This is a genomic window from Georgenia sp. M64 (assembly GCF_038049925.1).
GTDB lineage: Bacteria > Actinomycetota > Actinomycetes > Actinomycetales > Actinomycetaceae > Georgenia.
Genome location: NZ_CP145809.1, coordinates 3,860,304 through 3,884,892 on the forward strand (window position 1 = coordinate 3,860,304; position 24,589 = coordinate 3,884,892).

The following is a 24,589-nucleotide window of genomic DNA, read 5'->3' on the forward strand; positions in this document are numbered from 1 at the left end:
CGGGAGCTGCCGGGCGCGGCCCGACCACTCTACCGGCAGGTCCGGGGCGGCGACAAAACGGCCCCCGGTCCACCGCCGCGGCCGTCCTCAGCAGGTCGCGCCCTCCTCGGGCACCACGCCGTCGAGGAGGAACCTGTCGACCGCGGCGTTGACGCAGTCGTTGGAGCGGCCGTACGCGGTGTGCCCGCCGCCGTCGTAGGTGAGGAGGAAGCCGCTCTCGAGCTGGTCGGCCAGCGCGACGCTCCACTCGTAGGGCGTGGCCGGGTCGCCGGTGGTGCCGACCACCATGATCGGCGGCGCACCCGCCGCGGTGACCGGCTCACGCTCCGCCTCGCCCTGCGCGGGCCAGGCGTCGCACAGCACGGCGCCGTAGCCCATGATCGGCCCGAACGTCGGGGCCGCCGCCTCGAGCTCGTCCGCCTCGGCCTTCCACCGGGCAAGGTCGCCCTCGACCGGGTAGTCGAGGCAGTTGACCGCCCAGTTCGCCTCGGTGGTGTTCACCGGGTAGGAGCCGTCGGCCTCGCGGCCGGCCAGGAGGTCGGCGAGGAAGAGCAGCTGGGAGCCGTCCCCCTCGTTGATGGCCTGGTCGAGGGCGGCGGTGAGGGCGAACCACGTGGAGTCGTCGTACAGCGGGGTGATGATGCCGGAGAAGGCGAGGGAGGCGGTGAGCTCGCGCCCGTCCGCCGTCGGCAGGGGCGTGTCGCCCGTCAGCTCGAGGAGCGTGCGGACCTGGCCGACGGCGTCGTCGACGCTGCCGGTAAGGGGGCAGTCCGGCCCCGCCAGGCAGTCCTCGGCGTAGGCGCGCAGGGAGCTCTCGAAGCCGACCGCCTGCGCGAGGGTGGTCTCGTGCGCGGAGAGGCTGGGATCCATGGCCCCGTCGAGCACGAGCCGGCCGACCCGCTCGGGGAACAGCTCGGCGTAGGTCGCCCCGAGGTAGGTCCCGTAGGAGAAGCCGAGGTAGTCCAGCTCCTCCTCGCCGAGCAGGTGGCGCAGGACGTCGAGGTCCCGGGCCGCCGAGACGGTGTCGACGTTGGCCACGAGGTCGCCGGACGTCGAGGCGCACCCGTCGGCGATGAGCTGCGCGTCGGCCTGGTAGGCCCGCAGGCCCTCGTCCGTCTCGAGGTCGTACTCCGCCGCCCGGAGGCGGTCGAGCTCGGCGTCAGATACGCAGTCCACCGGGGTCGAGTCGCCCACGCCGCGCGGGTCGAGGCCGACGACGTCGTAGGCCTCGCGCAGCTCGGCGGTGAAGTAGCTCGGGGCGGCCTCCGCGAGCTCGATCCCGGAAGAGCCCGGACCGCCGGGGTTGATGACGAGCGACCCCTGCTTCTCCCCCGCCGCGAGCAGCCGCTTGGCGGCGAGGGTGATGCTCTCCGCGCCGGGGTCGTCGTAGCTCAGCGGCACCGTGATCTCGGCGCACTCGAAGGTCTCCCCGCACGCGGTCCACGCGACCTCCTGGCCGTAGTACTCCGCCAGCCCCTCGGGGACGTCGTCCGTCGCCTCGCCGGCGGTCGGCGACGCCGACGGCGACGCCGAGGACGTGGCCGAGGACGGCGCGGGGGACGTCGACGGGGCGGCCGTCGGCTCGTCGCCGGAGACCGAGGTGCACGAGGTCAGGACGAGGGCGGCGGCCACGAGAGCCAGGGCGGGGCGGGGGCGGCGCACCCCGTCACGCTACCTTCCCGCCGGTGCCGCCCGCACCCGGCCGCCGGGGTCTGTGGGCGAGACCACCGCTGGTCGCGACGTCATCCCTGGGGGCGCAGCGCCACCATCATGGCCTCCACCGCGAGCAGCGGGGCGACGTTGGCGGCGAGCCGCTCGCGCGCGACCCCCACGGCGTCCATCCGCCGCACGCTCTGCTCCGGCGTCGAGCCGGCGGCGAGGCGCCGGACCTCCTCGGCGGCGTCGGTGTTGACGAGGTCGACGTCGGCGCCGAGCTGGACCACCAGGACGTCGCGGTACAGGGAGAGCAGGTCCACCATCGCCCGGTCGAGCACGTCGCGCTGGGCGCGGGTGGCCCGGCGCTTCTGGTCGTCCTCGAGGGTCTTGACCTGGCCGCGCAGGGCGGGCGGGAGCCGCGAGCCGGCGTCGGCGCCCAGGGTGCGCAGGAGCTCCGCGCGCTCGGCCGCGTCGCGCTCCTCCGTGGCCCTGCGGGCGTCGACCGTGGAGATCTCGATGAGATCGGCCGCGGCGAGCACGGCGTCCCCGACGCCGCGGATCGACGTCGGCACGGCCAGGAGACGACGGCGCCGCTCCCGGGCCTCGGGGTCTCGCGCGAGGCGGCGCGCCAGACCGATGTGGGACTGCGCGGCGCGGGCCGCCGCGAGGGCGACGTCGGCCGGCAGGCCGTCGCGGCGCACGAGGAGATCGGCCACCGCCCGCGGGTCGGGCACCCGCAGGTGCACCGCCCGGCACCTCGACCGGATGGTGGTGAGCACGTCCTCCGGGCTCGGCGCGCACAGGAGCCACACCGTGCGCGGCGGGGGCTCCTCGATGGCCTTGAGCAGGACGTTGGAGGTGCGCTCGACCATGCGGTCGGCGTCCTCCATGAGCATCACGCGCCAGCGGCCCTGCGACGGCGCACGCTGCGCCTGCGAGACGAGGGGGCGGATCTCGTCGATGCTGAAGATGACCTTCTCGGTGCCCACGAGGGTGACGTCGCCGTGGGTGCCCGCCAGCGCCGTCGTGCAGCCCTGGCAGTGGCCGCAGCCGGGCTCGTCCGGGTCGGTGCACTGCAGGGCGGCGGCGAAGGCGCGGGCCGCGACCGAGCGGCCCGAGCCGGGCGGCCCCGTGACGAGCCACGCGTGGGACATCCCCGGCCCACCGCTGCGCGCGGCGGCCACGGCGTCGCGCAGGGTGGCCACGACCTGCTCCTGGCCGACCACCTCGTCCCAGACGCTCACGGCCGCGCAGCCGGGGCCGGGGCCGGGAGGAGGCGGGCCAGCCTGCCGCGCACCCGCTCCTGGATCTCCTCGGGCGCCAGCGTGGCGTCGACGACGAGGTAGCGGCCTGGCTCCGCCGCGGCGAGCTCGAGGAAGTGCTCGCGCACCCGTGCGTGGAACGCGGCGGGCTCGCGCTCGATCCGGTCCGGCTCGCCCGTGCGCCGGCCGGCCGCGACGGCGGGCTCGAGGTCGAGCAGGACGGTCAGGTCCGGCAGGAGACCGTCGGTCGCCCACAGCGACAGGGCGCGGACCTCGTCGGCGCCGAGGGCGCGGGCGGCGCCCTGGTAGGCGACCGAGGAGTCGAGGTACCGGTCGGTCACCACGACGGCGCCGCGGTCCAGGGCCGGTCGCACGAGGTGGTGGACGTGGTGGGCCCGGTCGGTGGCGTAGAGCAGCGCCTCGGTGCGCGGGTCGACGTCGTCGCCGTGCAGCAGCGCGTCGCGCAGCACCTGTCCCAGCTCGGTCCCGCCGGGCTCACGGGTGAGGACGACCTCGTGGCCGAGCCCGCGCAGCCACTGCCCGAGCAGGTCCCGCTGGGTGGTCTTGCCGGCGCCGTCACCGCCCTCGAAGGAGACGAAGCACCCGCGGGACCCGGCCGGCGAGCCCTCGAGGCCGGGGGCTGCGGGGTGGGGGCCTGAGGGGTCGGCGGCGGCCGGGTCGGGGGCGGGGGGCGGGCCGTCGGTCACCGGGTCAGCGTAACCACCGGCGGGCCCGACCCGGCGCCGGCGGTGTGGACGCCGGCCGCTCGCGCCCCGCCTCTCACTCGCCCGGGTAGACCACGCCGAGCTGGCGTCGGACCTCGTCCATGGTCCCCATGACCTCGAGCGTCGCGCTCCAGGGCATGACGTCGGACTGCTGCCGGCCCGCGCTCACGCACCGGGCCACCTCGGCGGCCTCGTACTCGAAGCCGTACCGGTGGCCCGCGAGCTCGGCCGGAGGCCACTGCCAGGCCTCCCCGCCCCGCGGCGTGACGACGAACGAGGTCGAGCCGTAGAAGGGCCCGGCGACGTCGATGCGGCCCTCCGTGCCCACCACGGACGCGCCCGTGGCGCTGGCCGTCCACATCGAGGCGGTGCAGACGGCGAGCGCGCGCTCGTGCTCGCCGTCGTAGGTGAGCACGACCGCCTCCTGCAGGTCGACCCCACGGTCGGTGAGCACCCCGGTGGCGCGCACGCCGGCCGGTGCGCCGAGGAGCAGGTGGGCGAACGAGACGTCGTAGACGCCCAGGTCGAGCAGGGCCCCGCCGGCCAGCTCCGGCGCGAAGAGGCGCTCGACGTGGTCCAGCCGCTGCCCGTGGTCGGCGGTGACGGTGCAGATCTCACCGAGGGCGCCCGAGTCGACGACGGCGCGCAGCGCGACCGTGTGGGGCAGGAAGCGGGTCCACATCGCCTCCATGGCGAACAGGCCCTGCCGCTCGGCGACGGCCAGGACCTCACGGGCCTCGGCGGCGCTGCGCGTGAAGGCCTTCTCCACGAGCACGTGCTTGCCCGCCTCGAGCGCGAGGACGGCGTGGTCGCGGTGGTGGCTGTGCGGCGTGGCGACGTAGACGGCGTCGACGTCGGGGTCCGCGACGAGCTCCTCGTAGCTGCCGTGGACGCGCTCGATGCCGTGGCTCGCGGCGAACGCGGCGCCCTTGTCCGCGCTGCGGGAGCCGACGGCGACGACGCGCTGGGCGGAGCGGGCGGGGACGTCCCGGGCGAACGTTCCGGCGATGCCGCCCGCACCGAGGATGCCCCAGCGCAGCGCGGGGGCCTCGCGGGGGTCGGGCGGCAGCGGGAGGGAAGGCGGCGTCGTCGCCAGGAGGCTCATGGGGGCCAGGCTAGGGCCTGACGGCGAGCTGGAAGGTCCCGTCCACGAGCACGGCGTCCAGCGCCGCCTCCCCGCCGGGAGCGACGGTCAGGCTGGTGGTGGCCCGGCCGTGCGTGGAGCGGCGGTTGCGGTAGTGCACCCCGACCTCGTGCACGCCGGGGGTCAGGACGAGGCGCCGCTCACCCAGCCAGGACAGGTCCGTCTCGACCCCGTCGACGCTGAGCACCGGGGTGGCGAACGCGCGGCGGAGCCGGGCGAGGAACCCCTCGATCCGGGCCCGCACGGTGAGGGTGGCTGCGACGGTCACGGGGCCGATCCTGCCAGCGCCTCGCGGCTCCGGCACGCCGAGCGCCCGCGGGACTCCGGCGCGCTCAGCCCTTCTTCGCCGGGGCCTTGCGGGCCGTGGTCCTCTTCGCCGGGGCCTTGCGCGTCGTGGTCTTCTTGACCGGCCCCTTGGCGCGCTTCTCGGCGAGGAGCTCGAAGCCGCGCTCGGGGGTGATGGTCTCGACGTCGTCGTCCTTGCGCAGGGTCGCGTTGGTCTCGCCGTCGGTGACGTAGGGGCCGAACCGGCCGTCCTTGACGACGACGGGCCGGCTGCTGACCGGGTCCTCGCCGAGCTCACGCAGCGGCGGCTTGGCCGTGGCGCCCCGGCGGGTCTTGGGCTGGGCGTAGATGGCCAGGGCCTCGTCGAGGGTGATGTCGAAGATCTGCTCCTCCGACTCCAGGGTCCGCGAGTCGGTGCCGCGCTTGAGGTAGGGCCCGTACCGGCCGTTCTGGGCGGTGATCTCCTGGCCCTCGGGGTCGGTGCCGACCACGCGCGGCAGGGACATCAGCCGCAGCGCGTCATCGAGGGAGACGGTCTCGAGCTGCATCGACTTCAGCAGCGAGGCGGTGCGCGGCTTGGCCGCGGCCTTCTTCCGGGCCGGCTTCTTGGCGCCGCCGCCGGGGGCCGGCTCGTCCGCCTCGGGGAGGACCTCGGTGACGTAGGGGCCGAAGCGGCCGTTCCTCGCGATGATCGTGTGGCCGGTGGCCGGGTCGGTGCCCAGCTCACGGCCGTCGTCGGCCTGGCGCTCGAGGAGCTCACGGGCCTTGGCCACGGTGAGCTCGTCCGGGGCGACGTCGTCGGGGACGGACGCACGGCGGCCCTCCTCGCCCTCGGCGCCGGCGACCTCGAGGTAGGGGCCGTAGCGCCCGACCCGCACCGTGATGCCCTCGCCGATGTCGATGCTGTTGACGGCGCGGGCGTCGATGTCGCCCAGGCCCTCGACGAGGTTCTTCAGGCCGGGCCGCTCGGTGGCGGTGTCGCCGCGGTAGAACCGCGCCAGCCAGTCCACCCGCTCCTCCGAGCCGGTGGCGATGCGGTCGAGGTCGGACTCCATCTCGGCGGTGAAGTCGTAGTCCACCAGGCGCGGCAGGTTCTCCTCGAGGAGGCGCACCACGGAGAACGCCAGCCAGGTGGGCACGAGCGCCTGCCCGCGCCGGTCGACGTACCCGCGGTCGGTGATGACCGAGATCGTCGCGGCGTAGGTCGACGGCCGGCCGATGCCCCGCTCCTCCAGCGCCTTGACGAGCGAGGCCTCGGTGTAGCGCGGCGGCGGTGTGGTCTCGTGGCCCTCGGCGGTGACCCGGTCGGTCCCGACGAGGTCGCCCTCGGCCAGGACGGGCAGCCGGGTCTCCTTCTCGTCGCGGCCCTCGCCGGCCTCGTACCGCTCGGCGTCGCGGCCCTCCTCGTACGCGGCCATGAAGCCGCGGAACGTGATGACCGTGCCCGACGCCGTCAGCTCGGCGCGTCGGTCGCCCTCGGCCGTCGCGGCGGTCGCGGCGAGCCGGACGGTCGCGGTCGAGCCACGGGCGTCGGCCATCTGCGAGGCGACGGTGCGCTTCCAGATGAGCTCGTAGAGCCTGAACTGCGACCCGGTGAGCTGGTTCGCCACCTGGGCGGGGGTGCGGAAGGAGTCACCCGCCGGCCGGATCGCCTCGTGGGCCTCCTGGGCGCCCTTGGCCGCCTTGCCGTAGGTGCGGGGCTTGTCCGGGACGTACTCGGCGCCGTAGAGCTCCCCCGCCTGACGCCGGGCGGCGGCGATCGCCTGCCCCGACAGCGCCGAGGAGTCGGTACGCATGTAGGTGATGTAGCCGTTCTCGTACAGCCCCTGCGCGGTGCGCATGGTCTCCCGGGCGCTCATCCGCAGCTTGCGGGAGGCCTCCTGCTGCAGCGTGGAGGTGGTGAACGGGGCCGCCGGGCGGCGCGTGTAGGGCTTGGTCTCCATCGAGACCACCCGCGCCTGCGCCTCCTCCAGCGCGGCGGCGACGGCGGTCGCGGTGGCCTGCTCCAGGTGCAGGACCCCGGCCCGGACCGCGGAGGCGGTCAGCGCGCCGTCGTCGCCGAAGTCCCGGCCGGTGGCGACCTTCTTCCCGTCCAGGGTGACCAGGCGGGCCTCGAACGGCCGCGGCTCCGCGCCGCCGGTGAACACCCCCCGCACGTCCCAGTACGACGCCGCCCGGAACGCCATCCGCTCGCGCTCGCGCTCGACGACCATGCGGGTGGCGACCGACTGCACCCGGCCGGCGGAGATGCCCGGCTTGATCTTGCGCCACAGCAGCGGGGAGACCTCGTAGCCCACGAGCCGGTCGAGGATGCGGCGGGTCTCCTGGGCGTCGACCAGGCGGGTGTCCAGCTCGCGGGTGTGCTCCAGCGCCCGGGTGATCGCCTCCTTGGTGATCTCGTGGAAGACCATCCGCTTGACCGGCACCTTGGGCTTGAGGACGTCCAGGAGGTGCCAGGCGATGGCCTCGCCCTCACGGTCCTCGTCCGTGGCCAGGTACAGCTCGTCGGAGTCCTTGAGGAGGCGCTTGAGCTCGGCCACCTTCTTCTTCTTGTCCGGGTCGACGACGTAGTAGGGGTCGAAGTCGCCCTCGACGTCGACGGCGAACTTGCCGTACGGGCCCTTCTTCATGTCCGCCGGCAGCTCCGAGGGCTGGGGCAGGTCGCGGATGTGGCCCACCGACGCCTCGACGTCGAAGTCCGGGCCGAGGTAGCCGCCGATGGTGCGGGCCTTGGCGGGGGACTCGACGATCACGAGCTTGCGGGAGGTGGGCATGACGTCCTTCGAGGCGTGGGCGGCCGGCCGGGGGCCGGATCTCTCGCGGCTGACGGTACATCGTGGATCCGGTGGCGTCGCCACCGCCGTCCACCGGGCGGCGGTGGCGGCCCGCGGACCGCGGGCGGTCTCAGGCGGGGTGGTCGATGGCGATCGCGGCCGGCCGCGGCGCGCGTCCCAGCGGCTGCGGGGGGCGCGGGAGGAGAGGCTCGGGCACCCGGACGGGGTGCTCGACCGGCTCGTCGGTGACCTTCACCTCCTCGCCGTACAGCAGCACCGGGACGCTCGCCCCGGGCTGGTCGGGCAGCCACAGGCGCACCTGCTCGTGGGTGACCTCGACGCGCAGGAGCGCGCCGCGCCAGCGCAGCCCGAACGCCATGCGGCGCACCGGGGCGGGCAGGGCGGGGGCCAGCCGAACGGCCTCGCCGTCCTCGCGGAGCCCGCCGAGCCCGCTGACGGCGGCGGTCCAGGCCCCGGCGAGGGAGGCGATGTGCAGCCCGTGCGCGGTGTTCTGCTGGAGGTCGTGAAGGTCGACCAGGGCGGCCTCGTGGAGGTAGTCGTGGGCGAGGTCGAGGTGCCCGACCTCCGCGGCCACGATCGCCTGGGGCGAGGCGGAGAGGGAGGAGTCGCGCACGGTGCGCCGCTCGTAGTAGTCGAGGTTGCGGGCCTTCTGCTCGGCCGTGAAGGCGTCGGTGCGCCACACCATCGCCAGGACGAGGTCGGCCTGCTTGACCACCTGCTTGCGGTAGAGCTGGACGTAGGGCGCGTGGAGCATGAGCGGGTACCGGCCCACGGTCGCCTCGAAGTCCCACTCGGCGTACCGGGTGAAGTTCGCGCATGCCGGGTGGACCTGCAGCTTGGCGTCGAAGGGCACGTGGACCGACCGCGCGGCCCGGCGCCACCGCGCGATCTCGGCCTCACCCACGCCGAGCAGCCGGGCGGCCCGGCGCTGGCGGGTGCAGGCGCCGACGGCGGCGTTGAGGTTGGCGGCGGCCATGAGGTTGGTGAAGACGTTGTCGTCGACGACGGCGGTGTACTCGTCCGGCCCGGTGACGCCGTCGACGTGCCAGCGCCCGGCGGCGTCGTGGTGGCCGAGCGAGATCCACAGCCGCGCCGTCTCGACGAGGACGTCCAGCCCCACCGACCGCTCGAGGCCGTCGTCGCCGGTGGCCCACCGGTAGAGCTCGAACGCGCGGGTGATGTCGGCGTTGATGTGGAAGGCGGCGGTGCCGGCGGGCCAGTACGCGGAGGTCTCGTCGCCGTCGATGGTCCGCCAGGGGAAGGTGGCGCCGGCCAGGCCGAGCGTCCGGGCGCGCTCCCGCGCCCGGTCCAGGGTCGAGGCCCGCCACCGCAGCGCGTGCGCGGCGGCGTCGGGCGCCGTGAGGGTGAGGACGGGCACGACGAAGCCCTCCACGTCCCAGAACGTGTGCCCGTTGTACCCGGTGCCCGTCAGCCCCTTGGCGCCGATGGCCCGGCCCTCGGTCCGGGCGCCCGCCTGGAGGACCTGGAAGGCGGAGAACCGCAGCGCCTGCTGGAGGACGGGGTCGCCGTCGATCTCGATGTCGGCGGCGCGCCAGAACTCGTCGAGGTAGTCGCGCTGGGCGCGGCGGAGCATGTCCCAGCCGGAGTACTTGGCCCCGGTCAGGGCCGCGGCGACCTGGTCCCGCAGCGCAGGGTCCGAGCGGGTCCGGGACCACCCGTAGCCGAGGTACTTCACCACGCGGAGCTTGTCCCCGGGCCGCAGGATCGTCACCACCGTCGTGCGGGCCCAGTCCTCACGCACCTCGTTCTCGACGTCGTACTGCCGGGAGCACTCGATGTCGTGGTCCATCCCGGCCGCCAGGTGCAGACCGCTGTGCGCGGTGCGGTGGAGCAGGACCGACCCGTGCTGCTCGAGGTCCTGGCCGACCGCGACGAGGGGGTTGTCCAGCGCCTCGGCCACGCGCGGGTCGTCGCTGTCGACCTCGGGCGGCGCCTCGTTCGCGACGAGCTCGGACTGCAGGATGATCCGCACCTCCTGCTCCGCCTCGACCGTGTAGGCGATCGCGGCGACGGCGCGGTGCGCGAAGGAGACCAGCCGCGTGGACTTCACCCGCACGGCCCGGCCGGCCGGGGAGACCCAGTCGACCCAGCGCTGCAGGGTGCCCGCGCGCATGTCGAGGACCCGCTCGTGGCGCAGGACGGTGCCGTACCGCACGTCGAACGGCTCGTCGTCCACGAGCAGCCGGATGAGCTTGCCGTTGGTGACGTTGACCATCGTCTGGCCGGACTCGGGGTAGCCGTAGCCGCCCTCGGGGTAGGGCAGGGGGTGGTGCTCGAAGAACCCGCTGAGGTAGGTGCCCTGGGTGTGGTGCGGCTCGCCCTCGTCGAGGTTCCCGCGCAGGCCGATGTGGCCGTTGGACAGGGCGAAGAGCGACTCGGTGCGGCCCAGCCCGGCGAGGTCGAGGGTGGGCTCGCGCACCGTCCACGGGTCCACCGGCAGGGAGCCCCGGCCGTGCGCGACGTGCAGCGGCCGTTCGGACGGCGCGGCCTGCGACGCGGCCGCCCTCTCGGCCGCGCCGACCTCCGCCGGACCGACCGCGGCCGCCCCGGCCCGGGGACCGTCGCCCGCGACCGCGGCCACCTCCGCCGGGACCGGCTCCGCCGGCGCGTCCTGCGCGTTCACAGCAGCTCCTCGAGGTCGGCGACGACGACGTCCGCCCCGTGCCGGCGCAGCGCGTCGGCCTGGCCGAGCCGGTCCACGCCGACGACGTGGCCGAACCCCCCGGCCCGGCCCGCCTCGACCCCGGCGAGGGCGTCCTCGAAGACCGCGGCCGCGGCGGGGGCCACCCCCAGGCGGCGGGCCGCCTCGAGGAAGGTGTCGGGAGCGGGCTTGCCGGGCAGGTCCAGACGCCGGGCCTCGACGCCGTCGACGACGACGTCGAAGAGGGGGGCCAGGCCGGTGACGTCGAGCACGAGCCGGGTGTTCGCGCTGGAGGAGACGACGGCCCGGGCCAGGCCCGCGGCGGCAGCGGCCTCGACGTAGCGGCGGCTGCCCTCGAAGACCTCCACGCCCTCGTCGTGGAGGAGGCTCAGCAGGAGGCGGTTCTTTCGGTTGCCCAGGCCGGCCACGCTCCCCGTGCCCTCGTCCTCGGCCGCGCCCTCAGGCAGGACGACGCCCCGGCTGGCGAGGAAGTCGCGCACGCCGTCGGCGCGCTTCTTGCCGTCGACGTGGGCGGCGTAGTCCGCCGCGGGGTCGAAGGGCACGAACGGCTCGCCGGTGCGGTCCGAGCGTGCGCGCAGGTACTCGTCGAACGTCGCGGTCCACGCGGCACGGTGGACCTGCGCCGTCTGCGTGAGCACCCCGTCGAGGTCGAAGAGGCAGGCCCGGACACCTGCCGGCAGTCCCAGCACGTCAGCCCCCGTCCCGCGCCGCGTCGCGCCTGCCCAGTCTGGCACCGGCACCGGCCCGTCTCAGTGCCACACGCGCGGCGTGGACAGGCGCAGCACGGCCAGGAAGGTCAGCGCGGTCACCGCGCCGACCCCGACGGCCGCACCTGCGTAGGCCACGACGAGCTCGGTGCGCGAGTCCCCACCGAGCCAGTTGGTGACGAGCACCGAGAGCAGGGCGAGCATGAGGGCGAAGAGCGCGACCCCGCCGAAGAGGTGCTCGGTGGTCCGGGTCGCGCGCAGCGCCGCCGGCGCGCTCTCCTCGTCCGCCTCGACGAAGCCGTCGCGCGAGAGGTGCGGCTCTGCGGCGCCGTCGGCCGTCCGGGTGGTGTCGCTCGCGGGTCCGGCGGACCGGACGGCCGCGAGGCGCACCCGGCGGGCCGGACCGAGCTCCAGCGGTGTCGCGGCGGGGCCGAGGACCGCCAGCGTGAGGAACGTCCACGCCCCGACGACGAGGATGGCGGCCACCACGTCGGAGGCGCGGTGCCAGCCACCGACCATCGTCGAGACGCCGGTCGCGCCGGCGTAGGTGGCACCCAGGAGCGCCGTCACCCACCGCCAGCGCGGCGCCGTGACGAGGATCGCGGCAGCCGCCACCGAGCCGGCCACCGTCGCGTGCCCGCTGGGAAAGGAGTTCACGGTCGCCTCGGAGATGTCCATGTCCGGGCGGACGAGGACGTTCTTGAGCACCTGGGTGGTGACGTTCGAGGCCGCGACGACCACGACGACGGCGACCGCGAGCCACCACTGGCGCCGCAGACCCGCGACGACCATCCCGACGAGGACCACGACCATGAGGAACGGGACGGACACGACGTCGAGGAGGTCGCGGGCGCTGTCCATGAGACGCCAGCGCCCGATGCGCGATCCCTCGAACGCGATCTCGTCGACCTCCTGGCCCGCCGCCGTGGTGACGAAGAACCACCACACCAGCCACACCCCGGCGCCGGAGATCACGGCTGCGGCGAGGGCGGTGGCGCGCCGGCTCATCGAAGCACCTCGCGCGGTCGCTGGCGTCTCATCGCAGTCTCCTCGGTGGGTCGGTGACGGCCTGGAGGCATCGTCGCAGGGTGACGACCAGGGTGGCGGCCGTATCGGTGTTCTCGCCGCGGGCCTGCGCCTCGTGGACGGCGTGGGCGAGGTCCGCGATCGCCTCGGTGGCGAGCGGGACCTCCGCGGTGTGCTCGCTCGAGCCCCGGACGCCTTCGTAGACGGCGGCCAGGCGGCGCAGCGCCTCGGCGGCGCGCGGACGGAGTCCCGGACCGAGGGCCACCCGCTCCAGGCCGGCGTGCTCCTCCTCGCTCACCAGGATCGTCAGGTCCTCCACCAGCAGGGCGGCCCGCTCGAGGGCGCGGGACTGCCGGTCCTGGCGCTCGATGCTCTCCCGGTAGCGCGCGGTCCGCCGGTTCCAGAGCTGGGCGTCGGTGGCATCCTGGACGCTGTCGCGCATGCGCCGCAGCAGCGGGTCGAGGTTGCGGCGGCGCGCCGCCCACTCGTCCGGGTCGGGCGGCTGGTCCTGCTCCAGGCCCTCGGCGAGGTCCTCGAGCTGCCGGGTGAGGGTGCGCCGGGTCGCGTCGAGGGCCATCTGGGCGGGCGTGAGCGGGAGCGGGGGCCATGCCCAGTTCACCGCGACGCCGATGGCGGCCCCGACCAGCGTGAGGCCGGTGTACGCGCCGATGAACCCGACCGGGTCGCCCCGGCCGAGGATGAGGACGAACAGCGAGGCCGTCGCCACCCAGCTGCCCATCGAGCCCAGGCGCGGCCAGCCCGCCAGGAACACGCCGACGAGCACGACGACGGCCACCGTGAGCGGGGCGAAGTCGGACGGGCTGACGGCGGCCACGCCCAGCGCGACGGCGGCGCCGAGGGTGATCGCGGCCACCGCCTGGAGCGACTCGCGGACCGACCCGGCCAGGCTGGACGTCGTCGCGATGACGGCGCCGAGCGGGGCGTAGTACGGGTAGTCCGCGACCGGCCCGGGCACCAGGTGGGCGACGAACCACGCCAGGGCCGCGGCGATCGCCGCCCGCAGGGCGAGGGAGAGCCGCGGGTGGCTCGACCAGGTCCTGCGCACGGCGGCGGGGTCGGGAGTCATCGCGCCCATCTTGCGCGAGGAGGAGCGGGGCCGCGATCGGGACGGGGTGCGACACCGTTCACACCCCGATGACCCGTCGAGTGCGGATCCGGCTGACCCGGGACCCGCCGTGCGGATCCGGCCGGCCCTGGCGCCGCCCCACGGGCCCGGCGGCTCGTCCAGGCCGGCCGGACCGGCGCGGGCCGGCCGGGCCGGCCGGGTCGGCGCGGGCCGGCGCGGGCCGAACCCTGCCGTCAGAAGACCGCTCGACCGCCGGTGACCCCGAGGACCGTCCCGGAGACGTAGCTCGCCTCGTCGCTCGCGAGGTAGACGAAGGCCGACGCCACCTCGACCGGGTGCCCGGCGCGACCGAGCGGGGTGTCGGCGCCGAAGCCCTCGACCTTCGACTCGGGCATCGTGGACGGGATGAGCGGCGTCCAGATCGGTCCGGGGGCGACCGCGTTGACGCGGATGCCCTTCTCGCCGAGCTCGGCCGCGAGGTTCACGGTGAGGTTGTTCAGGGCCGCCTTGGTCGCCGCGTAGTCGAGGAGCGGCTCGGAGGGCTCGAACGCCTGGATCGACGTCGTCACGAGGATGCTGCTGCCCGGGCGCAGGTGCGGCGCCGCGGCCTTGGCCAGCCAGAAGGTGGCGAAGACGTTCGTCTCGAAGGTCCGCACGATCTGCTCGCCGGGAAACTCCGCGAGGCCCTGGTGGCTCATCTGGTAGGCGGCGTTGGAGACGAGGACGTCCAGCCCGCCGAGCCCGTCGACGGCGCCGGTGACGACCTCGACCGCGGCCGCCTCGGTGCGCAGGTCGGCGGGCAGGAGCACGCAGGTGCGCCCCGTCGCCTCGACCTGCTTGCGGGTCTCCTCGGCGTCGGCCTGCTCCTCCGGGAGGTAGCTGATGGCGACGTCGGCGCCCTCCTTGGCGAAGGTGATGGCCACGGCGCGGCCGATGCCGGAGTCGCCGCCGGTGATGAGCGCCCTCTTCCCGGTGAGCCGGTCGCGACCGGTCCAGCTGGCCTCGCCGTGGTCGGGCGTGGGGTCGAGGGAGGACGTCGTCCCGGGCCACTGCTGCTGCTGGGCGGGGATCTTCGAGGTGTCGGAAGCCATGAGCCCATGGTGGGACGGCGCGGCGGTGCCCGCACGCGGGACGTCCGTCATACGCGGCGGAGGAACCCGTCGAGGAGGAGGTCGCGGGCCGCGGGCAGGACCTCGGCGGCGACGTCGTCGGCGGGGACGTCCAGGAGCGCGGCGAGACCGGCGACGATCTGACCGAGCGTGAGCTCGCCGTCGCACGCCCCGACCGCGCCGGCGACGAGGGTGCCGGGCCGGACCACGCGCCCCAGCCCGCCGCCCTGCCGGAGCTGGAGGACCCGGGGGTCCTCGGCGCCGGGCTCGAGGTACCGCTCCTCGGTGACGTCGGCGGCCACCACCAGCCGTTCGCCGGCGAGACCGGGCGTCGTCGTGGTGCCGGACGCGGCCACCGCCGGTCCCGTGGCCACCGCCGGTCCCGTGGCCACCTCGACGCCGGCGAGCCACTCGCGGGTCGCGAGGACCTCGGCGACGTGCGCGCCGAGCGGCTGGCGCACCGGGCCGGTGACCGCCTCCACCCGCCGCCACGGTGTCCGCGTGCCGGCGGGCCGGTGGAGGAGGACGTACCCGAAGCCGACGCCCTCGACGCCGCGGGCCGCGAAGTCCGCGAGCCAGGCCTCGTAGGCGGCCTCGTAGCGCGGCCGGTCCACCTCGGGCCGCAGGCCTCCGTCGCGCAGCCACAGCTCGGCGTACTCAGCCGGGTCCTGCACCTCCCGTTCCACCACCCAGGCGTCCAGGCCGGCGACGTCGAGCCACCGGCCCACGCGCTCGCGCCAGTCCTCGCCCGCGTGGTGCTCCCAGTTCCCCAGGAGCTGGGCGACGCCGTCCGGGGCCAGGTGATCCCCCACCCCCGCGACGAGGTCGGCGACGAGGTCGTCGCCGGCGCGCACGCCGTCGCGGTACTCCATGACCGGCAGGCCCGCGGCGTGCACCGATGCCGGTGTGATGACGAAGGGCGGGTTGGACACGACGAGGTCGAACCGCTCGCGTGCGACCGGCTCGAGCATGGAGCCGGCGCGCAGGTCGAGCCGGACCCCGGCGAGGTCGGCGTTGAACCGGGCGAAGCCCAGCGCCCGCCGGGAGATGTCGGTCGCGACGACGGAGCCGCTGTGGCGGGCCGCGTGCAGGGCCTGGACGCCGCACCCCGTGCCGAGGTCGAGGGTGCGCTCGCGCCGGTCGCGCACCGTGATCTGCGCCAGGGTGGTCGATGCGCCGCCGATGCCCAGGACGTGGTCGCGCCCGAGCGGCCGCCCGGTGGCGGCCTCACCGAGGTCCGAGGCGATCCACCAGTGCGCCGGCCCCGCCGCGTCGTGGGCGGCGTAGGGACGCAGGTCGACGGCGCCCCGGACGTCGTCGCCCGCGCCGTCGCCCGCGGCCAGCACCAGACCGAGCCGCTGCGCGCCGGCGGTGCCGGTGCGCGGCAGGGCCCGGTCGAGCAGGGCGCGCGGGACGTCGTCGCCGAGCATGAACACCCGCAGGAGGGCGGCGGCCGGCTCCTCGGCGGACCGGGCGGCGACGAGGGCGGGCAGCCGCTGCTCCCGGTGGAGCGCGGCGGCGGCGACGTCGTCGAGGAGTGCGCCCACGCCGTCGACGGTGAAGGCCGCGCCGGCGAGGTCCGCGCGCAGCGCGTCGACGTCCGCCGGCGAGGCGGCACGGGGGGTTTTCTGCGCCGGCTCGGTCATGCGCGTGAGCGTATGCGCCGCACCGGCCGCTCTGCCCGATGGTGCCCGGCGGCGGGCGGGGTTAGGTTCTTAGCGACCCTCTCCCCGGCCCCTGGAGGACGTCATGTCGCAAGCCACGCGCGCCCGGGTCCGGGCCCCCCACGACCGGCGGGTCCAGGCCCCGGCGGTCTTCTTCCCGGCCCTGGCCATCATCGTCGTCGCCGTCGCCCTCGCCATCGCCCTGCCGGAGCGGACCGCGGCGGTCCTCGGCACCCTGCAGGGCTCGGTGGTGGCCGGGTTCGGTCCGTACTTCGTCGTCGTCGTCGCCGGCTTCGTCGTGTTCTCCCTGTGGATGGGCATGAGCCGGTTCGGTGACATCAAGCTGGGGAAGGACGAGGACGAGCCGGAGTTCGGCCTCATGTCCTGGTTCGCGATGCTGTTCGCCGCCGGCATGGGGATCGGCCTGGTGTTCTGGGGCGCGGCGGAGCCGTTGACGTTCTTCGTCAACCCCAAGCCGGGAGCCGGCGCCGAGACGCGCGTCGAGCGGGCCGAGGCGGCGATGACCCAGACCTTCCTCCACTGGGGCTTCCACGCCTGGGCGGTGTACGCCGTCGTCGGCCTCTCGCTGGCCTACGCCATCCACCGGCGCGGGCGTCCGGTCTCGATCCGGTGGGCCCTCGAGCCGCTCCTCGGTGACCGGCTCCGCGGACGGACCGGCGACGCCATCGACGTCATCGCCATCGTGGGCACGCTCTTCGGGGTGGCGACGTCGCTGGGGCTGGGCGTGCAGCAGATCTCCGCCGGGCTGGTGCGGCTCGGCGCCGTCGGGCAGCCGTCGGACGGCCTGCTCATCGTGCTCATCACCGTCATCACGCTCATCGCGTTGACGTCGGTGCTCAGCGGGGTCGGGCGCGGCATCAAGTGGCTCTCGAACATCAACCTCGGCCTCGCCGGGGTGTTCCTCGTCGCCGTCCTCCTGCTCGGGCCGACGCTGTTCCTCCTGCGCGACCTCGTGCAGTCCTTCGGCAGCTACCTGCAGAACATCGTCCAGCTCACCTTCAACGCCTCCGCGTACACCGGCGCCGACGGGCTCGCCTGGCAGGGCTCGTGGACGATCTTCTACTGGGGCTGGTGGATCTCCTGGGCGCCGTTCGTGGGCGTGTTCATCGCCCGGATCTCGCGCGGGCGCACCGTCCGGGAGTTCATCCTCGGCGTCATGCTCGTCCCCACGGCGGTGACGTTCGTGTGGTTCACCGTCATGGGTGGGGGCGCCATCCGCCAGGCGTGGGACGACTTCAACGGCGGGCTGTTCGACCCGGAGGAGGGCATCGTCTCCGAGGCCGTGCTCTTCAACTTCCTCGGCACCCTGCCCGCGTCTGGCGTGCTGTCGGTCATCGCGATCATCCTCGTTGCGGTCTTCTTCGTCACCTCCTCCGACTCCGGCTCGCTCGTCGTGGACATGCTCGCCTCCGGCGGGGACATCGACCCGCCGAGGTGGAGCCGGGTCGTGTGGGTGACCCTCGAAGGTCTCGTGGCCATCGCCCTGCTGCTGGCCGGCGGCCTCGCGGCCCTCCAGACGGCGGCGATCCTCACGGCGCTGCCGGTGAGCCTGGTGATGATCGGCATGTGCGTGGCCACCTACCGCGCGCTGCGGGACGAGCACGCGGTGCTCGTACGCGCCGAGCGGCGTCAGCGCCGCGAGGAGCTCGCCCACCACGTGGGCACCCGGGTGCGCACCGAGCTCACCGAGGGGTTCGGCGACCACTTCGGCGTGCACGTGGACGACCGGGTGGCCGTCGCCCTGTCCGAGCACATGGACGACCGGGCCGGCGCCGTCCCCGAGCACCTCGACGACGTGCCGCGCCCGTGGTGGCAGCGGTTCAGACCGTCAGCTCGTTGAGGATGCGGGGGAGCTCGTCGAGCACCTCCCGCGCGAGGAAGCCGACCTTGCCGACGCGTGCGGTGAGCGAGTCCCCGGCGCTGGTGTGCAGGTGGGTCGACCAGACCGCGGCCTGGGCCGGCTCGGCGCCGCGAGCCAGCAGGCCCGCCAGCGCGCCCGCCTGCACGTCACCGCTGCCCGAGGTGCCGAGCCCGGTGTGACCTGTGGTGGCCCGCCAGAGTCGCTCGCCCTCGGAGATGCTGCCCCGGCAGGAGACGACGGCCCGGTACTCCCGCGCGACGGCCACCGCGGCGTCGTCGGGATCCTCGATCTCCTCGCGCCCGAGCAGACGTGCGGCCTCCTCGAGGTTGGGGGTGAGGATGAGCCGACCCGCCAGGGACCGTGCGACGTCGGGGAGGTCGGGCAGGACCCCGAGCGCGAAGGCGTCGAGCACCACGGGGGTGTCCTCCGGCAGCGCGGCGACGACGGCGGTGAGCAACCGCGCGGTCCCCTCCGGCCGGCCGAGACCGGGACCGAGCAGGACGACGTCGCTGCGCTCGAGGTCCTTGCCGAGATCCTCGACGCCCGTGCCGCTGACCTCGCCGTCGTCGTCCTCCGCCAGGCCGCGGACCCCCGCCTCGGGGACGGCGACCGCGAGAGCGGGCGCGACCGACTCCGCCACGGCCAGGGTGAGGCGGCCGGCGCCCACCCGCAGCGCTGCCAGGCCGGCGAGCAGCACGGCTCCGGGGGTGGCGCGCGAGCCGCCGATGACGAGCACCTGGCCGCGTCCGTACTTCGTCCCGGACGGCTCCGGCAGGCGCCACTCGCGGAGCATCGTCGGCATGATCGGCAGGGCGTCGGGGGCGGCCGGCCCGGCCCCGCCGGCGTCACGCGGCCTCTGGCGCGTCATGGTGCGGCGTCCTCGTCCGCCGACTCCTGCTCCCCCACCGCCGGCTCGTCGGTGGGCGACACGCCACGGTCCGTGAGGTGGGTGTCGATGTTGTAGTCCACGAGCCGCCAGCTCGCCGGGCCGTTCTGCGCGATCCGGGTCACCGACGCGTTGCGCACGCCGTCCGTCCGCGCGACGTCCAGCACGGTCTCCTCGTCCAGCCCCTCGCACACGTACCGGAAGATCATGATGACGACGTCGTGGGCGCTGACGAGCACCCGCCCCTCCCCGAGCCGCTCGAGGTCCGCGAGGACGGACCGGACCCGGAGGGCGACGTCGGCCCAGGACTCCCCGCCCGGGGGACGGTGGTAGAACTTGCCGAGCCACTCGCGCCGTTCGGCCTCCTCGGGGTACCGCGCGCGGATCCCGGCCTGGGTGTGCATGTCCGTGATGCCGAGGTCGCGGTCTCGCAGGCGTTCGTCCGTGCGGACCGGGACGTCGATGCCGGCCTCGGCCAGCGCGGTGCGTGCCGTGTCGAGCGCGCGGCGGTACGGCGAGGACCAGACCAGGTCCGGGCGAGCGTCGTCCGGGAGCGAGCGCAGCCAGCTGCCGAGGGCCCTGGCCTGATCGAGCCCGGTCTCGGAGAGGGTGATGTCGGCGTCGCGCGCGTCGACCTCGATCAGCTCGGCGCCGGACGACTCGGCCCTGGCGGCGGCGACGTTGGCGGTGCTCTGACCGTGGCGGACGAGGAGGATCTCCAGAGACATGGGGTGAACGTAGGACGGTCACGGCCGGTGCGCACGGCGGGGCGGGCCGGCAACGACCATCGGGCACTCCGTACGAGGTGACCATCCACTCATCGAGCTTCTCCGCGGCCCGAACGGCGGATCTGCGCCGGTCGGGGGTCGATGTCGGTGGTCGAATGTAGGTTCGATGCATGGTTCAGGACGGTGGTTCGCAGGCTCTTCCGGGTGGTCCCGGGAAGACCGGTCGCGTGCCCGTGTCTGGCGAGCGCGACGCGGGCCGCGTCGACGAAACCGCTCCCGTTCCTGCGCCTGCGCCTGCGCCCGCTCCTGCTCCTGTTCCGGCTCCTGCGCCCGCTCCTGCTGCTGGCGGGGAGGCTTCGTGGTTCGAGGCCGAGGTCGAGGGGTACCTGGCGGGGGCGTGCGCGCGGGCGCGGCGCGCCGGTCGCTCGCGCCATGGTCGGGGGGCCAAGGCGGTGCGGCGGGCGGGTGCCCGGACCGCGGCGACGGCCCGGGCGCGGGGCCGGGTCATGGCCGACCACGCCCCCTCCGCGGTCCCGTCCCGGGCCGGGACCGGCCCGATCGAGGTCGCCGCGGCCGATCTGGTCGAGCTTGTCGGGGAGCGGCTGCCGGGCCGGTTCGTCCTGGTCGACCCGGTCGCGGCCCGGCTCGAGCGGATGCTCCCGGGCCCGGCCCTGACCGCGGCCCTGGCCGGCCTGGCCGTCGCCGATGCCACGGACGCTGCCCTGGTCGAGGCCGTCGCCGCGCACGAACGGCTCATCTCGGCCGCGACCGCCGCCCAGGCCCGGGCCATCGAAGAGCTCCTCGCCCGGCGCGGGTCCGGGACCTCGGCCCTGGCCCGGGTCGCCGACGAGGTCGCCGCCCGCCTGGGCATCACCCACCACGCCGCCGAGCGGCGCACCCACACCGCGGGCATCCTGGCCCAGTTCCCCGAGGTCGCCGACGCCCTGACCACCGGGCGGATCGACCCCCGCAAGGCCCAGATCCTCACCCAGGACGAGACCGGCCTGACCCTGGAGGACCAGCGCGCCCTGGCCACCACCCTCCTCGACCAGGCCCCCGAGCTCACCCCACCCCAGCTGCGCCAGGCCCTGCGCACCGCCGCGACGGCCGCCGACCCCGCCGCCGCGGCCCGCCGCCACGACCGCGCCCACACCCACCGGGCCGTGACCATCACCGTGAGGTGAGGGATTGAATCTGGACCAGGACCCCCAAGGTAGAATCCTTGGGAGAATTGGAAGGGATTCGATGGCTCCACGAAAGTTCACTCCGGAGTTCAAGACCGAGGCGGTGCGCGCGGTCATTAGTTCCTCGCGGACGGTCGCCGACGTGGCGCGCGAGTTCGGCGTTGGCGCGGAGACGTTACGGAACTGGGTCAATGCGTATCGGCGCGAGCACGCCGGGGAGGAGCCGGAGGTGACCGAGTCGGAACGGAATGAACTGGCTCGGTTGCGTAAAGAGGTCCGTGACCTGAAAGCCGAGCGTGAGTTCCTGGGAAAAGCGGCGGCCTTCTTCGCGAAGGAGTACCGGTGAGCGCGAAGTTCGCGTTCATCTCCAGCGAGGAAGGCAACTACTCCGTGCGGAACATGTGCTCCTGGGCGCAGGTGTCCCGGGCCGGCTACTACGAGTGGAGGGACCGGGCACCGTCGGCCACCGCGCGGTGGCGGGCCGAGCTCGGCGAGGTCATCGAGCACCTCTTCGCCGATTCCGACGGCACCTACGGCTACCGCCGCATCGCCGCCGCGCTGGCCCGCACGGGCCGGTACTGCGACGAGCAGACTGTCCGGGCGATCATGGCCGAACGCGGCCTGGTGGCTTGTCAGCCGCGCGCTAAGGGACCGGTGACCACGATCGCCTCGGACGCCGGTGACCTGCCCGACTTGCTCGAGCGGGACTTCACCGCCACCGAGCCCGGGGCAAAGCTCGTCGGCGATATCACGTACATCCCCTCCTGGCAGGGCTGGGTGTACCTGGCCACCGTGCTCGACTGCTTCTCCAAGAAGGTCGTCGGCTACGCGCTGGCCGAGCACATGCGCACCGAGCTCGTCACCGACGCCTTGGGTATGGCGAACAGGAATGGTCATATCCGCCCCGGCGTGACCATCTTTCATTCCGACCGGGGCACGCAATACACGTCGGCGGCGTTCGCTGAGTTCACCGCCGCGGTCGGCGTGACCCGTTCGGTCGGGCGCACCGGCATTTGCTACGATAACGCCTGGGCCGAATCTTTCAACGCGACCCTGAAGGTCGAGCGAGTTCACCGTACCGCCTATCCCACCCGGGGTCACGCCGTCCGAGATATCACCCGGTACATTGAGCTGCGGTACAATCAAAAGCGGCTCCACTCGACCCTCGGGTATCGCACACCGAACGAGGTCGAGCACGCCTGGTACGAAACGCACAGAGCCGCCTGAAAAGAAGCAGCAATCAGCGGTCCGGATTCAATCCCTCAGTCCACCGACGCCCCCGACGCCATGGCCTACCTGGTCGCCTACATCCGCGCCGACCACGCCCACACCATCCGCACCTACCTCGACGCCCTCGCCGACTCCGCGACCGCACCCGGGGAGACCCGTACCCGCGACCAGCTCCGCGCCGACGTCCTGACCGACACCTTCACCCACCTGCTCACCCACGGCCTGGACCTGACCGGGAAGCCCCTGCCCCGCCGCCACGGCCAGCACCCCCACATCCAGGTCACCATCCCCGCCGGGACCCTCCTGGGCCTGGGCGAACACCCCGCCCACCTGGCCGGGTACGGGCCCATCCCCGCCGACCTCGCCCGCACCATCGCCGCCGACGGGACCTGGCGGGCCCTGTTCACCGACCCCGACACCGGCGAGTACCACCACCTGGCCACCCGCGCCTACCGCCCCGGCGCGGACCTGACCCGCCACATCATCGCCCGCGACACCACCTGCACCTTCCCCGGCTGCCGCCAACCCGCCACCCGCACCGACCTCGACCACATCGACCCCCACGACCCCACCACCGCGAACAACCCCGACACCGACCCCCAGACCTGCCAGGACAACCTCCACTCCCTGTGCCGACGCCACCACAACCTCAAGACCACCGGCACCTGGACCGTCACCCGCGACCCGGGCACCGGCACCATCACCTGGACCTCCCCCACCGGCCACACCTACACCCGCCACCCCACCCGACCACCCGGCCCCCCACCCACCGGCGACCCGCCCTACTAGCGCGTACTCAGAACGCACGCCACGACAGCACCCCACAGGCGCACGTTCCGGCAGACCGCGCGTCCTCGCGCACCACCCGGGCCGGACCAGGCGAGGCACGCCCGTCACGGCGAGGCACGCCCGTCACGCCGTCGAGCCCACCACGCACGAAGGCCCTCCGACGCTCGTGCGTCGGAGGGCCTTCGTGCGACCTGGTGCCTCTCAGCGGTTACTTCTCAACGAGGTACGTCTCGCCGCTCTACCTCTCAGCGCTGCGGCCGCCACAGGACGAGGGCGCCGCCGCTGGTGGTGCTCACGCGGCGCACACGGGTGCCCCGCGGGACCGCCACGACGTCCCCGGACGGCCCGGCCGCGAAGATGCGGTTGCCTGGCTCGGCGAACGCGCGCAGGTGCTCCACCTGGGCCCGGGTCCGCTCGAGCTCGCGCTCGAGGTCGAGGATCCGCTTGATGCCGGCGAGGTTGATCCCCTCCTCCTGGCTGAGCCGCTGGATCTCCCGGAGCACGGCGACGTCACGGAAGGTGTAGCGCCGGCCCCGCCCACGGGTCCGACGGGGCTCCACGAGCCCGAGCCGGTCGTACTGACGCAAGGTCTGCGGATGCATGCCGGCCAGGCCCGCGGCGACAGAGATGGTGAGCACCGGGGCGTCCTCACGGGCACCTTCGAACACCGAACCACCTCCTTCCATCCGCGAGTCCCGTCCGGCAACGCCGGACCGTCCCCGCGTAGTCGCTACTGCGCGGCCATCTCCGCGAGACCCACCCGCGGGTTGGCCCCGCCGTTCGCGTCGGCGAAGGCCTTGACGGCGTCCCGGGCAGCCGAGGACAGCTTGTTCGGGACGACGACGTTGACGGTGACGAGCAGGTCGCCGTCGAAGCCCTTGGGCACGTCGACACCCTTGCGCCGCACCCGCAGGGTGCGCCCGGACGGTGTGCCGGCCGGGATCTTCACCTTCACGGGGCTGCCGTCGAGGGTGGGCACCTCGATCGTCGCGCCGAGGGCGGCCTCGTCGAACGTGATCGGGACGTTCATGCGCACGTTCTTGCCGTCGATCGCGAAGACGGGGTGCGGCTCGACGTGCACGGTGACGATGAGGTCGCCGGCCTCCCCGCCGTTGGCGCCGGGGCGGCCCTTGCCGCGGATGCGGATCCGCTGCCCGTCGTGGACGCCGGGCGGGATCCGCGTGTTGACCTGCCGGCCGTCGACCGTCAGCTGGACGGTCGAGCCCGTGAGTGCCTGCCGGAACGGGAGCGTCGCGTTCGCGACGACGTCGGCCCCCCGCTGGGGGCGACGCCGGGACCCGAACCCGGAGGAGCCGGCCCCGAACATCCCCGAGAGGATGTCCTCGAAGCCCTGGGTGCCCTGAGCACCACCGGCAGGCCCCTGGGTGCTGTAGCGCACCCGGGCCCCGCCGGGCGCGCCCTGCCCGAACATCGAGCCGAAGAGGTCCTCGAACCCGGCGGTGCCGCCGCCACCGGCGGAGCCGGCCGAGAACCTCGCGCCGCCTCCCGCCATCGCGCGCAGCGCGTCGTACTGCTTGCGCTGCTCGGGATCGGACAGCACGGCGTAGGCCTCACCCACGGACTTGAACCGCTCCTCGGCCTGGGCGTTGTCGGGGTTGTGGTCCGGGTGGTGCTGGCGAGCCAGCTTGCGGTAGGCCTTCTTGATCGCGTCGGCGTCGGCGTCCTTCGCGACGCCGAGGATGGCGTAGAAGTCCTTCTCCAGCCAGTCCTGTCCGGTCATCCCGCC

At 74.4% G+C, this 24,589-nt stretch carries 20 protein-coding genes; 4 read left to right on the top strand and 16 right to left on the bottom strand.

Annotated features, from left to right (window positions below):
• Nucleotides 1-87: 87 nt before the first annotated feature.
• From AAEM63_RS17160 to AAEM63_RS17215, 12 genes are all read right to left on the bottom strand, one after another.
• Complete coding sequence (locus AAEM63_RS17160) at nucleotides 88-1,662, bottom strand: alpha/beta hydrolase (protein WP_341359427.1); 1,575 nt, start codon at nucleotides 1,660-1,662, stop codon at nucleotides 88-90.
• A gap of 80 nt (nucleotides 1,663-1,742) precedes the next feature.
• Nucleotides 1,743-2,900 carry a DNA polymerase III subunit delta' gene (locus tag AAEM63_RS17165; protein WP_341359428.1) on the bottom strand — a complete coding sequence of 386 codons (1,158 nt, stop codon included), beginning with the start codon at nucleotides 2,898-2,900 and terminating at the stop codon, nucleotides 1,743-1,745.
• Nucleotides 2,897-3,625 carry a dTMP kinase gene (gene tmk, locus AAEM63_RS17170; RefSeq protein WP_341359429.1) on the bottom strand — a complete coding sequence of 243 codons (729 nt, stop codon included), beginning with the start codon at nucleotides 3,623-3,625 and terminating at the stop codon, nucleotides 2,897-2,899. The genes AAEM63_RS17165 and tmk overlap by 4 nt, the downstream gene beginning before the upstream one ends.
• Before the next feature lie 73 nt (nucleotides 3,626-3,698).
• Complete coding sequence (locus AAEM63_RS17175; protein WP_341359430.1) at nucleotides 3,699-4,748, bottom strand: Gfo/Idh/MocA family oxidoreductase; 1,050 nt, start codon at nucleotides 4,746-4,748, stop codon at nucleotides 3,699-3,701.
• Between the two features lie 10 nt (nucleotides 4,749-4,758).
• On the bottom strand, nucleotides 4,759-5,055 hold the full coding sequence (locus tag AAEM63_RS17180; RefSeq protein WP_341359431.1) for a hypothetical protein: 297 nt from the start codon (nucleotides 5,053-5,055) through the stop codon (nucleotides 4,759-4,761).
• Nucleotides 5,056-5,119: 64 nt separating this feature from the next.
• On the bottom strand, nucleotides 5,120-7,846 hold the full coding sequence (gene topA, locus AAEM63_RS17185; RefSeq protein ID WP_341359432.1) for a type I DNA topoisomerase: 2,727 nt from the start codon (nucleotides 7,844-7,846) through the stop codon (nucleotides 5,120-5,122).
• 130 nt (nucleotides 7,847-7,976) lie between these two features.
• Nucleotides 7,977-10,511: a glycosyl hydrolase family 65 protein gene (locus AAEM63_RS17190; RefSeq protein ID WP_341359433.1), complete on the bottom strand. Its 2,535-nt coding sequence runs from the start codon at nucleotides 10,509-10,511 to the stop codon at nucleotides 7,977-7,979.
• Complete coding sequence (locus tag AAEM63_RS17195) at nucleotides 10,508-11,239, bottom strand: beta-phosphoglucomutase family hydrolase (protein ID WP_341359434.1); 732 nt, start codon at nucleotides 11,237-11,239, stop codon at nucleotides 10,508-10,510. The genes AAEM63_RS17190 and AAEM63_RS17195 overlap by 4 nt, the downstream gene beginning before the upstream one ends.
• A gap of 60 nt (nucleotides 11,240-11,299) precedes the next feature.
• A complete protein-coding gene (locus AAEM63_RS17200; RefSeq protein WP_341359435.1) occupies nucleotides 11,300-12,265 on the bottom strand; it encodes a phosphatase PAP2 family protein in 966 nt (321 codons plus the stop codon).
• A gap of 28 nt (nucleotides 12,266-12,293) precedes the next feature.
• Nucleotides 12,294-13,370, bottom strand: coding sequence for an FUSC family protein (locus AAEM63_RS17205; protein ID WP_341359436.1), 1,077 nt, complete (start codon nucleotides 13,368-13,370; stop codon nucleotides 12,294-12,296).
• Between the two features lie 233 nt (nucleotides 13,371-13,603).
• Nucleotides 13,604-14,461, bottom strand: a complete 858-nt coding sequence (locus tag AAEM63_RS17210; protein ID WP_341359437.1) for an SDR family oxidoreductase — start codon at nucleotides 14,459-14,461, stop codon at nucleotides 13,604-13,606.
• 47 nt (nucleotides 14,462-14,508) lie between these two features.
• Complete coding sequence (locus tag AAEM63_RS17215) at nucleotides 14,509-16,125, bottom strand: methyltransferase (RefSeq protein WP_341359438.1); 1,617 nt, start codon at nucleotides 16,123-16,125, stop codon at nucleotides 14,509-14,511.
• Between the two features lie 103 nt (nucleotides 16,126-16,228).
• Between AAEM63_RS17215 and AAEM63_RS17220 the strand changes: the two genes are divergently transcribed.
• The gene (locus AAEM63_RS17220; RefSeq protein WP_341359439.1) at nucleotides 16,229-18,004 is read left to right on the top strand and encodes a BCCT family transporter; all 1,776 of its coding nucleotides are present in this window, start codon (nucleotides 16,229-16,231) and stop codon (nucleotides 18,002-18,004) included.
• Here the strand turns inward: AAEM63_RS17220 and AAEM63_RS17225 are convergent.
• A complete protein-coding gene (locus AAEM63_RS17225; protein ID WP_341359440.1) occupies nucleotides 17,985-18,893 on the bottom strand; it encodes an NAD(P)H-hydrate dehydratase in 909 nt (302 codons plus the stop codon). The genes AAEM63_RS17220 and AAEM63_RS17225 overlap by 20 nt on opposite strands.
• Nucleotides 18,890-19,639, bottom strand: a complete 750-nt coding sequence (locus tag AAEM63_RS17230) for a histidine phosphatase family protein (RefSeq protein ID WP_341359441.1) — start codon at nucleotides 19,637-19,639, stop codon at nucleotides 18,890-18,892. The genes AAEM63_RS17225 and AAEM63_RS17230 overlap by 4 nt, the downstream gene beginning before the upstream one ends.
• 506 nt (nucleotides 19,640-20,145) lie before the next feature.
• Here AAEM63_RS17230 and AAEM63_RS17235 point away from each other — a divergent pair.
• From AAEM63_RS17235 to AAEM63_RS17245, 3 genes are all read left to right on the top strand, one after another.
• Entirely contained in the window at nucleotides 20,146-20,823 is a 678-nt protein-coding gene (locus tag AAEM63_RS17235; protein ID WP_341359442.1) for a DUF222 domain-containing protein, read from the top strand.
• 61 nt (nucleotides 20,824-20,884) lie between these two features.
• Nucleotides 20,885-22,050 (top strand): IS3 family transposase gene (locus AAEM63_RS17240; RefSeq protein WP_341358930.1). Its coding sequence is split into 2 segments (ribosomal slippage): nucleotides 20,885-21,131 and nucleotides 21,131-22,050, totalling 1,167 coding nucleotides; the frame shifts between segments, so codons are not numbered across the junction.
• A gap of 30 nt (nucleotides 22,051-22,080) precedes the next feature.
• Nucleotides 22,081-22,842 carry a DUF222 domain-containing protein gene (locus AAEM63_RS17245; RefSeq protein ID WP_341361403.1) on the top strand — a complete coding sequence of 254 codons (762 nt, stop codon included), beginning with the start codon at nucleotides 22,081-22,083 and terminating at the stop codon, nucleotides 22,840-22,842.
• 245 nt (nucleotides 22,843-23,087) lie between these two features.
• Here the strand turns inward: AAEM63_RS17245 and AAEM63_RS17250 are convergent, their stop codons facing one another.
• Together AAEM63_RS17250 and AAEM63_RS17255 are read right to left on the bottom strand one after the other, a co-directional pair.
• Nucleotides 23,088-23,510 (bottom strand): MerR family transcriptional regulator, encoded by a 423-nt coding sequence (locus tag AAEM63_RS17250; protein ID WP_341359443.1) that lies wholly within the window; start codon nucleotides 23,508-23,510, stop codon nucleotides 23,088-23,090.
• A 62-nt stretch (nucleotides 23,511-23,572) separates the two neighbouring features.
• Nucleotides 23,573-24,583 (bottom strand): DnaJ C-terminal domain-containing protein, encoded by a 1,011-nt coding sequence (locus AAEM63_RS17255; protein WP_341359444.1) that lies wholly within the window; start codon nucleotides 24,581-24,583, stop codon nucleotides 23,573-23,575.
• Between the last annotated feature and the right edge of the window lie 6 nt (nucleotides 24,584-24,589).